The sequence below is a fragment of the Bacteroidia bacterium genome (assembly GCA_037045145.1).
Taxonomy (GTDB): Bacteria; Bacteroidota; Bacteroidia; order AKYH767-A; family OLB10; genus OLB10.
Map to the genome: position 1 here is coordinate 1297870 of JBAOIA010000011.1, position 14810 is coordinate 1312679.

A 14810-nucleotide genomic window follows, 5' to 3' on the forward strand; every position below is an offset into this window, starting at 1 on the left:
ACAAGCATTACAAGTAAAATCAAACATGGCAGAAATAGTTAGAATGCCCAAAATGAGCGATACCATGACAGAAGGTGTTGTTGCTAAATGGCATAAAAAAATTGGTGACCCTATAAAGTCTGGTGAGTTGGTTGCAGAGATAGAAACCGATAAAGCCACTATGGAGTTTGAGAGTTATCAGAACGGCATACTACTTTATATTGGTGTTGAAGAGGGCAAGGCTGCACCTGTTGATAGTATATTGGCAATATTAGGTAAAGCGGGCGAAGATTATAAACCCTTGCTTGAAGCAGAGTCAAAAGCAAAGCCGGAAAAAGCTGCCACAACGGAAAAAGTAGAGTCAAAACCTGCAGCAAAGATGGTTGCAGAAACACCTGCAAAAGTTGTTGCTGCTCCAAAAGCAGAATCAAAACCTGTTGCAACAACTGTTGGAGTATCAGAAACTGACAGCAGAGTAAAAGCATCACCGTTGGCACGTTCACTTGCAGGGCAGAAAGGCCTTGATTTAACAATGATTAAAGGTAGCGGAGATAATGGAAGGATTGTGAAACGTGATGTGGAGTGGTTTAAGCAAGGAAATACTGTTGCAGGAAGTACTACTTCGGCAATACGCACACAGGAGTCGTTTGAAGAAACACCTGTTTCGCAAATGCGTAAAACTATTGCACGCAGACTAAGCGAAAGTAAATTTACGGCACCCCATTTTTATCTTACATTAGATGTTGAAATGACAGCATGTATGGATGCGCGCGAAGCAATAAATGCAGCCACAGGCAGTAAAGTTTCTTTCAATGATTTTGTAATAAAAGCTTGTGCTGCTGCATTGCAACAACATCCTAAAGTAAACTCATCCTGGTTGGGCGATACCATTAGGACAAATCATCACATCCATATTGGTGTTGCAGTAGCAGTTGATGAAGGCTTGCTGGTACCTGTAGTACGTTTTGCAGATTCAAAAACACTTTCTCAGATAAATGCTGAAGTGAAGACGTATGCGCAGAAAGCAAAAGATAAGAAACTACAACCTGCTGACTGGGAAGGGAACACTTTTACTATTTCCAATCTGGGTATGTTTGATATTGAAGAATTTACAGCAATCATTAATCCACCTGATGCCTGCATTCTTGCCGTTGGTGCAATAAAATCTGTTCCGGTTGTTAAAAGTGGAAATATTGTTGCTGGAAATGTGATGCGCATTACTCTTAGTTGTGACCATCGTGTTGTTGATGGCGTTACAGGAGCTAAATTCTTGCACACTGTAAAAGGTTTTCTCGAAAATCCTATATTGCTTTTAGGACAAGCATCTATCTGATTAACGTTACCTGACCATTGTAGGTGTGGTATATGCCATACTGATCTTTGATTTTAGCAGTATAAACATAAACGCCTTGCGGACAAATTTTGCCTGAAGTGTCAATGCCATTCCACCGGCCGGATACTGATGGTGTTTCAAAAACTTTATTTCCCCATCTGTTAAAAATCTGCATTTTAAGTTCGGTAATGCCGTAGCCGTTGGCAAAGAAATAATCATTACTACCGTCATTGTTTGGCGTAAATGCATTAGGAATATAAACCGTAAATGCACCTTCTACAATTACCTCTTTATTTGAAGTGTCGCGACAGCCAAATTCACTTTCAACAATTTGAATTACAGTAAACCTGCCGGTATCCTGATAGATGTGTGTAGGATTCTGAAAAGCAGAAGTCTTTCCATCACCAAAATCATAAAACCAGATAGCGCTGAGTAAACTGCTGTCAGAAATAGTTATTTCAGGATGTAAAATTGAAATGCTTTCGGGGCTGATGCTGAAAGAGGAAACCGGCAACGGATAAACCTCAATTGAATTTGACATGATAAAACTGCTTACACAGTTGTCAGGTGTTATTGCCTGAACACTTACTGTGTAAATTCCGTCTGTGTTGTAAATGTGAAGCGGTGAAATGGAGTCAGTTGTTTGGCCATCACCAAAAAGCCAGGTAAATATTGTTCCTTGAGGATAGCTTGAGTTGTTAAGGAATTGTACTTCTAAAGGCATACAACCTTGTTCAGTCATTGGTGAAATATCAATTGATGGCGTTTCGTTTACCACAACCGGTAACACTGCTGTTGCAGGAGTGAGTGTACAGTTGTCTGTAATGCTGACACTATATGTTGTTGTAACCGTTGGAAACACATTTACACTTGAACTATCACTTCCGTTTGACCAAAGATAACTATATGGCCCGCCATTTCCACCATTTGCAATTGATGACAGAACGGTAGATTGTCCTTCACAAATTGTGTCGGTGCCGGTAGCAGCAATTCCTAACGGTGGAAACACGTTAACTGAAATACTATCAGTTTTAGATGGGCAATTGTTACTGTCTGTAACAGAAACAAAGTAGCTTGTTGTTGCTGTTGGCGTAACCAAAATAGTTGATGAAGTAGCTTGATTGTTCCAAAGCCAGTTATATGTTCCTGTACCACCTGCTGCTATGGCATTGAGAGTTGCTTGCTGTCCAATGCAGATTGTGTCCACAAGATTTATTGAAAGTAAAATGGGTAGCGGTTCTGTTATGGTAAATGCTTTAACTCTAATACAGCCGTTAGCATCTGTAACGGTAACCACATAAATGCCTGCTGTTAGATTTGCATTAGTAGATTGTGTAGTGCCATTATTCCATAGATAACTATAGGGGGCGACACCGCCTTGAACGTTTAAGGCAACAATAGCATCGCTTAATCCATTACAAGAAACATTGGTAATAGTTGAATTGGGTTTTATCTGTTGTGGTGCAGAAATTTGCTCCGTAAATATATTATCACAACCGTTGGCATCTGTAATGGTCACTGTATAGCTGCCTGCAGGCAGGTTTTGAATGGTGTCATTTGTTTGTTGTTGGTAACTCCATAAATAACTATAAGGTGCTGTGCCGCCTGTGGTATTTGCTATAAGCGTTCCATTGCTTCCACCATAGCATGAGACATCATTCTTTGAAAATGTATTTGCAATTGGTACAGGTGTTACTATTTGAATTTGTTCAGTCAGTGTACAGCCATTTTTATCAGTAATATCAACCGTATATAAACCTGCGGGTAGGGCATTGGCGTAGTTGGTGTTGCCGGCAATTGGTGACCAGTTGTATTGATAGGGTGGTGTGCCACCTGCTACTGATACCCATGCTGAGCCATTCGCACTTCCGGAACATGTTCCATTTTGAGTTGTATGATTTGCTGCTAAAGCTGTAGGGCTTGATAAATAAATGCTGTCAGACTTGTTACAATTATTTGCATCAGAAACAGTAAATAAGTACTGCCCGGATGCAATACCGGAAAGATTGAAGTCCGTACTTCCTGACGACCACAAAATGTCATAAGGTGGTGTTCCGCCATTTGCTACTACATTTAGAGAACCATTATTATAACCGAAACAGGTAGGTTGTGCTGAAGTAATATTGTTTTGTACAGGAGTAGGCTGACTGATAGTAAAGGGATGATTGGTTTTACAATTGTTTGTATCACTTACATAGACAGTATAATTGCCAGGAAGCAATGAATTAAAGAAAGTATCTGTCTGTTGTGTAATAAAATTATTTGTTGAAAAACTTAAGGTGCCATTACCGCCTGCAGTTGTAATATGTACTGCGCCATCTTGCAAACCAAAGCATGAAACATTAGCAGTTGTCAGAGAAATAATTTGAGGGCCTGTTAGGTCTGCGACATTAACTTGATTCAGCGTACGGCAATTTTTAGAATCTTTCACTACCAGATAATAATTGTTGCTGACTAGTTGTGTAAATCCTGCTACATTATAAAATGTTTGACCACTGTCAGACGAAAATAAATATGGCGAAGTGCCACCTGTTGATGAAACAGTAATACTGCCATTGCCAGATGAGCACGTTTCAGGGGTAATGGTTAATAACAGTTGCAATGAGTCTGGCTGTAATAAAGTAATAACAGTGTCGCTTCTGCAATTGTTCTGATCAATTACAGATGCTGAATATGCACCTGCAGTTAAACTACTAAATGTGTTTGACATTTGTGTAGTTACACCATTGTCAATGCTGTATGTTAAAGCCCCTGTACCGCCACTTGCCAGAATTTTTATTTCACCATCATTGGCATTAAAGCATTTTACTTGCTTTAAAACAGAACCAATTAGCTTAGGTGCAAGAATATTACTTAATGGTATCGTGCGCTGCACCTCACAATTATTAGCATCTTTAATTTTAAGGGTATAGCTTCCGGCATAGAGATTCGAGTAATTTGTAAGGTTGCTATAAGAAGATCCGTTTAATGAGGTAAGTAATGTTCCGGTGCCTCCGGCTAACTGTACTGTAATCGAACCATTATTTTGTCCACAGGCAGGATTAGAAACTGTTGTATTAACCTGAATAGTTGAAGGTGTTGTTAATTGTACAAACCCGGACACTAAACATCCGGCACTATCAGTTACTGTTACATGATAGGTGCCGGCAGCCAGCTGATTAAAATTGGCATTGCTTATGAAAGGCTGATTGTTTATACTGTAACCCAGCACACCAGTACCACCTGATGCCAGGATAGAAATGGTGCCGCTGTTTATTCCAAAACAATTTAAATTTTGTGTTATTACACTATCTATTGTAGGACCACTGATGGTGTTTATCTGTGCAAAAATATTTTTACTGCACATCATAGCATCCCTCACTTGCAATTGATGTGTTCCTGCGGGTAATGATCCGAAATATGTCTGTTGACTTAACGGGCCACCATTAAGGCTGAATAATAATGTTCCATTTCCACCTTGTGCATTAATTGAAATACTTCCATTAGCTTGCTGACAGTTGGCATTGGTGATGTTAAATGTAGCAGCAATATCATCAGGTGATGTTAATTGTATGATGGTATCAGCAGTACAAAGATTCTGATCAGAAATTTTTATATGATAAAAACCGGTAGGAAGGTTCGTAAAGTTCGGCAATGCCTGATAGGTTACGCCATTGTCAATGCTATAACTCAATAATCCTGTGCCACCGCTAGCCGTTAATGAAATAAAACCTGTGCTGTCACCAAAACAAGTAACATCACCTTTGCTAAAATTGGTAAGAATAGGTGCAGCCAGATTAGGAACAGCAATTAATTTTGTTGCATAACATTGATTGGCATCAGTAACATGCAGTTGATAAATTCCTGCAATAAGATTATTGAAAATGGTGTTGGGGCTAAAGTTGAGGCTGTCTAATGAAAGTTGGAGTGTTCCTGTGCCACCATTTACAACAATTTGAAAAGAGCCATTTTGTTGATTGCATGTAGCTGCAGTAACTGCTTGTTGAATGATAATAGAATCAGGTTCATTTAATGTAATAGTTGATGAAGTAATACAACCAACACTGTCAGTAAGAATGATATTGTAATTTCCTGCAGAAAGCATGGTAAAGTGATTGTTCAAAACAGATGACAATCCATTGTCAATGCTGTATGATAGAGGACCTGTTCCTCCTGAAGCAGCGATTGTAATTTCTCCGGTTTGTTGACCATGACACTTTATATCAACAGTAGAAATATTATTAATTATTGCACCATTAATGGTATTAATTGATGCTACAAATGCAGTTTGACAGTTGTTTGCATCCTGAATTATTAAGTTTTGATTTCCGGATGACAAATTATTGAACACCGTTTGTGAGCTAAACAAACCTCCATTAAGAGAATAAGTTAAATTACCTGAACCACCGGAAGCAGTAACAGTTATGGAGCCATTGCTTAACGTACAATTTGACGAGGTTGTTTGTATGTTGGCTGTAATTGCATCCGGTTCTGTTAGTAATATAGTGGTGTCAGTAGTGCATCCATTCGTATCACGAACAGTAATTATATAACTCCCTGCTGTTAGTTGACTAAATATATTTGAGTTTTGAAAAATTATTCCATCAAGGCTATATTGTACAGGTCCATTTCCTGCGGCTGTAAGTTGTATTATGCCATCACCGGACTGATAACAACTAAGGTTGGTAGAAGCAGCCTGATTGATAGTTGGATTATTTAGGTTGTTTATCTGAAAAGCAGATTGTGTGGTACATCCATTAAAATCTGTTGTGATGATTGAATAGTTACCAGCACTTAACTGGGTAAAGAAGGTGTCAGTGGCTGTAGTATTGTTACTTAGTTCAAAATAATAAGTGGGAGTTCCACCACCTGCAATAATGGAAACCATACCATTCTGGCTACTGCAAGTTTCATTGCTTACTATGGTTTGTGCTGTTAGTAATGGTGGCTGCGTAAGTATGACAGTATCTTTTACCTGACAGTGATTAGAATCTTCAACCGTTAAATAATATGTTCCTGCATTGAGTTGACTGAATGTTGAATTTGTAAAAAAGCTAGCTCCATTATCTATACTATAGCTAATGATTCCGTTTCCACCTGATGCAACTATCTGAATAACTCCATCATTATTCCCAAAACATATTGGGTCTGTAGTAGCGTTATTATCAATCTGCGGTGAATGTAAAATAGGAATATTTAGTGTGAGGGTATCAATACAAAGGTTGGCATCTCGAACAATTAAGGTGCAATTACCACCATTAAGATTGTTAATATTGTTTGATGTGCTGTAAGTAAGTCCACTGTCAGCACTGTAAAATAGAGTGCCTGTTCCACTAATTGCATTGATTGCAACAGAGGCATTAGCGGTATTATCACAAATTTGTGGTGAAAAACTGTGTCCGGTAATTCTTGGTCCCGGTTCGTCAATTATATTGGCAGTACTGGCCTCTTCGCAATTGTTTGTATCACGTACAACAATTTTGTAGCTTCCCGGTGTAAGATTGGCATTGTAGGAATTAGCAGTAAATGTAGCTCCACCGTCAATACTGTAAGTATAAGGTGTGGTTCCGCCATTCCCTGTAATATCAATACTGCCATTTGGATAACTACAAACAGTATTGGTTATTGTAGAGGTAAATGATAATTGAGCAGGTTGTGATAATTGTACTGTAGTGTCTGCTCTGCATCCTTTATTATCTTTAATTGACAAATAATAGTTTCCTGAAATAAGATTTTGAAATTGATTAGTTGGTTGATAGGTTATCCCACTGTCAATACTATAAGTAATAGGAGGGATACCATTAATTGAATTCAATGTTATGCTTCCTGTATTGGTGTTGAAACATTTTAAGGATTGAACAGAAACATTATCAAAAGAAGGTGCGGTTGAAGCTGCAATCTGATAAGGTCGTGTTGATGTGCAACCATTTGCATCACGTACAGTAAAAGTGATGGTTCCTGGCGGAAGTTGTCCATAAAAATAATTTGTTGACCAGGTCAAACCTCCATCTGTTGAATATTCTAAAGGTAAAACACCGTTATCAGGATGCAGATTGGCAGAACCATTATTTAGACCACAACTTGTTGAAACAATATCACCTCTGATGATAATAGGTAATGGTTCTTTTACTGCTGCTAATTGATATACTCTGCAATTGTTGTTGTCTTTTATTACTATGGTATAAGTTTTTGCAGTAAGTGAATTGAATGCATTTGCTGCACTATATGACGATCCATTATTGATACTATATGTTAAGGTGCCAACACCACCTGAACCATAAATATTTAATGCACCGTCCTGCGAACGATAGCAGGTTAAAGATTGTGATTTTATACTATCAATATTAGGCGCATTTATCGTGTTTACAATGGCCGTGTCTTTTATCATGCAACCATTGCCATCTTCAATTAATACATTATAAACTCCGGGATTCAGGTTGGTGAATAAATTTGAAGTCTGATAGTTTGTTCCATTATCAATACTGTAAAGTAATGTTCCTGAATAACTGCTTGTAATAGTAAGTTCTATAGTCCCATCGTTGAGGTTGCATCCTGACGGTGTAATCACACTGACCAAATTTATCTGTGGTGGTTGTGTTAAAATAACTGTGGTGTCTGATTTACATCCGTTCACATCGGTTACTGTTAACTGATAATTTCCTGCAGGCACATTTTGAATAATATTTGAGCTTTGCGAAAGTGTAAGACCACTCTTTTTTATCTCATAAACATAAGGGCCAATACCACTCGAAGCCAACACGGTAATTTCTCCGTCAGCGCCATTGTAGCAGGTAATGTCTTGCCATGTAAAACTATTAATTACAGGGATGGTACTTGCATTAACCACTGCAGGTACAGATACAGTACAATTATGGGCATCTTTAATTGTAATTGTAAAATTACCGGAATTTAGATTGTTAAATTGTGGACTGCCTTGATAGGAAACACCATTGTTGATGCTATAGCTATAGGGTGCTGTCCCTCCTGACGCAGTTACATTTATCGAGCCGTTAACTAACCCGCATTTTGTAGCTGAAACAGTTAATGTTGCAGCCAGTGGCTGCGGCTGTATTACAGCAAAACTTACTGTGCTTTGACAACCATTAACATCTTCTGTTATGAGTTGATAAGTTCCGGGATTCAGATTGTTGATTATATCAATTCCGTTAACAGGGCCATTTTGTTGAAGAATTACACCTGAAGAATTTTTCCAGATATATGTCCACGGACCTGAACCTTGTGCAGTACCAATTGCAGAACCTTGTGTACCAAAACAAACAGGCTGCGTAATTGCCACCACCGGTGGAATACAACATGCAAGGGTTGCATATAAATCGTGAACAGGATCATTGGCGCATGCCGTTGATGTCCATGAGCCACTTTCACCATCGGTATAGGTTTCGATAAATACATTCAGGTTGGTGCCAAAATTGCACAATGATTGTGGCAATGTGTTTATCTTCCAGCAAAAATTGAGCGTACAATTCTGTCCAAGATTATCACCGAAATTGTTTCCCGGATTATTATCTTGAGTATTACTGCTGTTTCCTGCAGAAGTTTCATAAAAAAATCCCGGGCCAAAAGGTTGGTTGTTGGCTGATGAAATTATGGGGTTGGCATACCATGACCAAAAACCATTATTGGAACACGATGACGGAGGCAAGGCAATTAATGTTGATGTGTCCCATCCCGGACCAAACTTTGGTGCGATGCCATGAAGCCAGTTTGCAGAAGTAGGGTTGAAATCAGTAACATTTAAACAGAACGTTACCTGCTGCCCCGACAGATAAAATCCATTGGAAGGTGGAGGTGAAACCGTCAATGCACTTTGCATCACACAACCACTACAGTCAAAATTATTTTGAAGTGATAAAGAAAAATTACATTGATCATTCATATTACCACCACTTATCTGAAGATAATAGGTTCCTGCGGCAAGACCACCAAAAGTAGTATATAAATAACCGCCTCCACCGATAGCACAACCACGCGGAACTAAATTTCCACATCCTGTTCCTGAGTAAAGCCCAACCTGTGGTGTTATTAAACCATTGATGGTAATATCAAGTACAGGAGCGGTAAGACTGAATTTGTACCAAACATCAGTAGCAGGATTTGACATATTGCCTATTGGTTTACAACCCTGAAGTGATTGGTATGGAATTTCGGAAGTTGCACAAAGGTTTGAAGTATTTGTCAGACTCACTGCGCCAATGCCGTTGGGGCATGCAGCAGGTGCTGGCAGTACACCAAGATTCTGAGCGCCTGAACAAGCATCGTTTGGAGGAGGAGCACCACCGTTGCAAGTGGGGCAGCCATTAACCGGACAATTAATACAATTGATGTAGGCTTTCCATCCACCTCTGTTAACCGTATAATCAGAAGAAAATCGAATTGTTAAACAACCTGATGTTGCAGTTATTATTCCGGGCGAATTGGTTCCTGTAAATGTACCTAATAAAGGTGAGGAAGTCGAAGGGCCATTATAGATAAAAACAAAATCAAAATCTTTTTCAATTGCAAATGATTGAAAACTTAGCTGTATACATTTACCGGGCTGGTCACTGCAGATGGTGTAAACATAGTTTTCGTTATTAGCATAATTTGTTGAATCACCGCCACTGTCATAGAATGTTCCGCTGCAACCACTCACCACACCATTGGACATAAAAATATCCTGTGCCAGCGTAACGTTTGCAACAAAATACAATACGCAAAAAGCAATAATTCTCGACAATTTAGAAATACCTTTTTAAATGATGCGTAAAGTTAGCCATAAATTGTTAATAACTTACCGATGTGAGTACTTCAACAACCCTCAAGTAATAAGTGACAAAATAGAGTATTTACTACAATCTTTCAGGAAGTTTTTTGTTTACTTCTATAAAGGATGTAACATGCTGATACAGTGATGATAATGGATGCAAAAACCATCCAGTATTCACCTTCTCTGATGCCAAGTTTTTCCTCATCAATAGTGATTGCATTTTTTTGTTCATAATAACTGAGCAGCACAGCCGAACCATTGTTAATAAAATGTGCTAAAATAGGTGCCCAGATAGAACCTGTCCAAACTAAAAGATAGCCTAAAAATATACCCAGCATAAACCTGGGTAAGAAACCAAAAAACTGCATGTGAATGGCACTGAAAATAAATCCTGTAATTAGTACAGCCCAATGTTTATTTTTTGTGGCTTGTTGTATGAGCTTTTGTAACACACCACGAAATAGTAATTCTTCGCCTACAGCAGGAAGTAAAGCAATCATCAAAAGGTTTATGATTAAGTCAAAATTTGTATGCATTACCAAGAAGGATTCAGTCAGCTTTTCGGCTTCTGTTTCCATGCTGCGCATCATTTCTTCCATTGCAGCTAATGAAGCAGGCAATTGAAGGTGACTGTTCCAGTCGAGTAACAAATTAATTAATGGCGATAAGCATATTGTAACAACAACGATAACAGAAATTTGAATGAAATTAATTTTTTTAAATTGAAAAAACTGAACCACATTATCTGAAAAAAGCCAGCCACAGAGCCAGGCAGGAACAAGCATGAGTCCGAGTTGTGAAAATATCTGAATAAACTTCATGGCATTTATGTAGGTGGTGTCGCCACTGCTAAAGCCACTCATTACCTCCGGCAAACTTTTTCCGAAAAAAATATGAATCAACGGTATGTTAAGAACCGAAATAAGTCCAAAACATATCATCACAATACCACAAAAAAGTAACATTTTCAATAAAGGGTCACTATGTTGCCACTTGCCTTTTATCATCTTTATTAATTTTGCACGAAAGTAAGCATCCTTACAATTGTTGCAGATCAGATTATGGTGAATATTGGTTCAGTTCAATTAGGTGAGTTTCCATTGTTACTTGCTCCTATGGAGGACGTAAGTGACCCACCTTTTCGTTTTGTTTGCAAGCAACATGGTGCTGATTTAATGTACACAGAGTTTATCAGCTCCGAAGGACTTATACGTCATGCAGCCAAGAGTACACATAAACTCGATATTTTTGAATATGAAAGACCCATTGGTATTCAGATTTTTGGTTCTGATGTGGAGTCAATGAAACAGGCAGCAATAATAGCAGAACAAGCGCATCCTGATTTGATTGATATTAATTATGGTTGCCCTGTTAAACAGGTTGCGTGCAAAGGTGCAGGTGCAGCCTTGCTGCAGGATATTCCTAAAATGGTGAGTATGACAAAGGCAATAGTTGATGCCGTAAAACTTCCGGTGACAGTAAAAACGCGATTGGGATGGGATGATAAAACAAAAAACATTCTGGAAGTTGCGGAACGGCTTCAGGATATAGGTATAAAAGCACTAACGGTTCATGCGCGAACACGATCACAAATGTATAAAGGCAGTGCCGACTGGAGTCTGATAGGGGAGTTAAAAAATAATCCAAGACTGACAATACCTGTTTTTGGAAATGGTGATGTGGATTCACCACAAAAAGCACTTGATATGAAAAACAGATATGGCGTTGATGGTATAATGATAGGAAGAGCCAGTATTGGTTACCCTTGGATTTTTAATCAGATTAAAGATTACCTTGCTGGTAACTGCGCCATTGCCGTACCCGGTATATCCGAAAGGGTAGAAGTTTGCCGAACACACCTCATTAAGTCTGTTGAATGGAAAGGTCCCATTGTTGGTATTCTGGAGATGCGAAGACACTACACAAACTATTTTAAAGGGACGGATCACTTTCGTGATTTCAGAGTGAAATTGGTGACCTCTAACAGTTTGGATGAATTGCTCGATTTACTTGAACAGATTAAAATAAAATATAAGGAAGCAGCATGACAGTTAATCAGCCTATAGGTATTTTTGATTCCGGTATTGGCGGGCTTACTGTTGCGGCAGCAATCGGCAGAACATTACCTCATGAACAACTTATTTATTTTGGCGATACTGCCCATGTTCCTTATGGAGATAAATCTGTTGAGTTAATTAGAAGCTATGCAGAAAGAATTACAGAATTTTTGTTGCATGAACAAAAATGTAAAGCTATTGTTATTGCCTGCAACACAGCATCGGCTGCAGCATATTCATTACTACGCGATCGTTATAAAGGTAGTGTGCCTGTTATCAATGTCATTGACCCCATGATAGAAGCTGTTATTGCTGATGATGATATAAAAAGTGTAGGAATTATTGCAACCAAAACGACTATAACATCAGGTATCTATCAGGAAAAATTTTTGAGACGCAAACCTCAGCTGGTTTTTCATCCGCTTGCAACACCCTTATTAGCCTCTATGATTGAAGAAGGATTTTATAATGATAATATTTCATCTGCTGTTCTGGACGAGTATCTTTCATACGAGCCATTTAAAACAATAGATGGTTTAGTACTTGCGTGCACACATTACCCACTCATCAAAAAGGAGATAAATCATTTTTTTCGGTCTAAGGTTAAGTTGTTTGATTCAGCAGAAGTAGTTGCTGCAAAATTGAAAAAAATATTGGAGGCAGAGTCTTTAATCAGTAGGGAGCGAAGAAGCCCAAACAGATTTTATGTTTCAGATTTTACAAAGTCGTTTGAACATAGCACAAAAATATTTTTTGGTAAACAGGTAAATCTGGAATTGATGAACCTTTGGAAATAATATTTCAGCAAATGAAAAAATTTACAATAGCCATACACGGTGGCGCAGGCACTATTAGTCCTTCAACCATGACACCTGAGAAAGAGGCAGCATACAAACAAGCTTTGCAAACAGCATTAACAGCAGGATATAAGGTGCTTGAAGCAAAAGGAAGTGCTTTAGATGCAGTTACACAAGCTGTAATTGAATTGGAAAATACTCCTTTGTTTAATGCAGGCAGAGGTAGTGTTTTTACCTATGAAGGTAAACACGAAATGGATGCTTCTGTAATGAATGGTAAAGATGGAATGGCAGGTGCAGTGGCGGGAGTTCAAAAAATTAAAAATCCAATTCTACTCGCCAAAGCAGTGATGGAACATACTGACTTTGTTTTTTTACATGGTATCGGTGCAGAAGAACTTGCCAGGGCACATCATTTAGCATTTTGTGATGATCAATATTTCTTTGATGAATTTCGGTATCGGCAATGGCAGGAAGTGAAGGGTTCTGACACAACACAGCTTGATCACAGCAATGAAAAAAAATTCGGAACTGTTGGTGCTGTTGCAAAAGATGCTGATGGTAATCTTGCAGCAGCCACGTCAACCGGAGGCATGACTAACAAGCGTTACTCGCGCATTGGCGATACCCCTGTGATTGGCTCAGGTACTTATGCCAATAACAACACTTGTGCTGTAAGTTGCACCGGTCATGGTGAGTATTTTATCCGCTCTGTAGTGGCATACGACATTAGTTGTCTGATGGAGTACAAGGGACTTTCTTTAAAAGAAGCATGTGAGAAGGTGGTACTCGATAAGTTAATGAAGACCGAAGGCGAAGGAGGTGTAATTGCAATAGACCAAACAGGAATACCCCAATTAATTTTTAATTCAGAAGGAATGTATAGAGGATATCACTGCAGCAATTCGCAGCCCGTTGTTGAAATTTACCGTTAACATTTGATTGGATTGTAACTTAGATTGATGTTGCGGTCAGATTTTTCGATAGTACAATCAGTTGTATAAAAGATTGCAACTTTTTATTGTTTTGAAATGTAGAGCTATTTATCACAATTTCAATTAGCTTACAAATTCAATGTGAACTGTTTTTTAAAGTAAAAATAAGTTAAAAATTATTTGGTAGTTTCAAAAAGATTCTACACTTTTACTGCTTGTAACATAAATGTATTTTATATTGAATAAGATAGAATAAAGAAAATAAAAAATAAAAAGCGTTTCGCTTTAAAATTTCCTGTTACAGAAAAGTCGAAGATTTCAAGCACACAGGAAAGTAAAAGTAGAAACGCCTGCGTAAAACGTGGGCGTTCCTTTTGCTTCGTGTGCTGGGCTTCGACTCCCACTGTAACGAGCATAGGAATCAGCCCACGTTTTAATTTTTAAGCAATCGCTATGAAATCCAAAAAATCAATGTAATTTAGCTGTACCCTTTAAAAACCAAATAATATGAAAAACCAAATCCAAACAACTGCAATAGCCCTTTTGCTCTGCATGTTTACATTCTTTACAAAAGCGCAATCACAGACAGTAAATATTGCCTTAACACTGCCGCCCGACACCATAGGTGCCTGCGAGAGCAATGTTTACTCACTTTCATTTTCAGGAGCCACCGGTGCAAGGGTAGTCATTACTGCCTCGCTTAGCAATGCGCCTGCGGCAAATTGCAGCAATGCAAGCCCCATCTATCTTGATTATATTGCTGCATCTAACAATGTGAGCAATGTAGTTACCTACAACAACGGGCAAACCATGAGTTTTACCGTAACCAACAGCAACGCTGTAACACTATCGTATCATGCTTTTATTGACTGCTCTATTATTTCAGATACAACCCAAGGAAACAGCAATATTAATTTTGTCCAAACATTTACAGACTCTTCTGCACTAACTATACTTTAGCTG

Annotated in this window: 7 protein-coding genes; 5 read left to right on the top strand and 2 right to left on the bottom strand. The window is 38.5% G+C overall.

The window, feature by feature from the left end:
* Positions 1–25 precede the first annotated feature (25 nt).
* Entirely contained in the window at positions 26–1312 is a 1287-nt protein-coding gene (locus V9G42_06730) for a pyruvate dehydrogenase complex dihydrolipoamide acetyltransferase (GenBank protein ID MEI2759115.1), read from the top strand.
* Here V9G42_06730 and V9G42_06735 read toward each other — a convergent pair.
* Positions 1305–10028: a gliding motility-associated C-terminal domain-containing protein gene (locus V9G42_06735; GenBank protein ID MEI2759116.1), complete on the bottom strand. Its 8724-nt coding sequence runs from the start codon at positions 10026–10028 to the stop codon at positions 1305–1307. The two genes, V9G42_06730 and V9G42_06735, sit on opposite strands and share 8 nt — an antisense overlap.
* A 122-nt stretch (positions 10029–10150) precedes the next feature.
* Positions 10151–11065 (bottom strand): CPBP family intramembrane glutamic endopeptidase, encoded by a 915-nt coding sequence (locus tag V9G42_06740; GenBank protein MEI2759117.1) that lies wholly within the window; start codon positions 11063–11065, stop codon positions 10151–10153.
* Positions 11066–11119: 54 nt separating this feature from the next.
* Here V9G42_06740 and dusB point away from each other — a divergent pair, with 54 nt between their 5' ends.
* From dusB to V9G42_06760, 4 genes are all read left to right on the top strand, one after another.
* Complete coding sequence (gene dusB / locus V9G42_06745; GenBank protein MEI2759118.1) at positions 11120–12106, top strand: tRNA dihydrouridine synthase DusB; 987 nt, start codon at positions 11120–11122, stop codon at positions 12104–12106.
* Positions 12103–12912, top strand: a complete 810-nt coding sequence (murI, locus tag V9G42_06750) for a glutamate racemase (protein ID MEI2759119.1) — start codon at positions 12103–12105, stop codon at positions 12910–12912. The genes dusB and murI overlap by 4 nt, the downstream gene beginning before the upstream one ends.
* Before the next feature lie 11 nt (positions 12913–12923).
* Positions 12924–13847 carry an isoaspartyl peptidase/L-asparaginase gene (locus V9G42_06755; GenBank protein ID MEI2759120.1) on the top strand — a complete coding sequence of 308 codons (924 nt, stop codon included), beginning with the start codon at positions 12924–12926 and terminating at the stop codon, positions 13845–13847.
* A 507-nt stretch (positions 13848–14354) separates the two neighbouring features.
* Positions 14355–14807 carry a hypothetical protein gene (locus V9G42_06760; GenBank protein MEI2759121.1) on the top strand — a complete coding sequence of 151 codons (453 nt, stop codon included), beginning with the start codon at positions 14355–14357 and terminating at the stop codon, positions 14805–14807.
* Positions 14808–14810: the final 3 nt, after the last annotated feature.

Excerpts from the sequence above, each read along its gene's own strand:
- V9G42_06755 (MEI2759120.1), top strand. The coding sequence starts at position 12,924 with ATGAAAAAATTTACAATAGCCATACACGGTGGCGCAGGCACTATTAGT.
- V9G42_06740 (MEI2759117.1), bottom strand. The coding sequence starts at position 11,065 with ATGATAAAAGGCAAGTGGCAACATAGTGACCCTTTATTGAAAATGTTA.
- V9G42_06730 (MEI2759115.1), top strand. The coding sequence starts at position 26 with ATGGCAGAAATAGTTAGAATGCCCAAAATGAGCGATACCATGACAGAA.
- dusB (MEI2759118.1), top strand. The coding sequence starts at position 11,120 with ATGGTGAATATTGGTTCAGTTCAATTAGGTGAGTTTCCATTGTTACTT.
- murI (MEI2759119.1), top strand. The coding sequence starts at position 12,103 with ATGACAGTTAATCAGCCTATAGGTATTTTTGATTCCGGTATTGGCGGG.
- V9G42_06760 (MEI2759121.1), top strand. The coding sequence starts at position 14,355 with ATGAAAAACCAAATCCAAACAACTGCAATAGCCCTTTTGCTCTGCATG.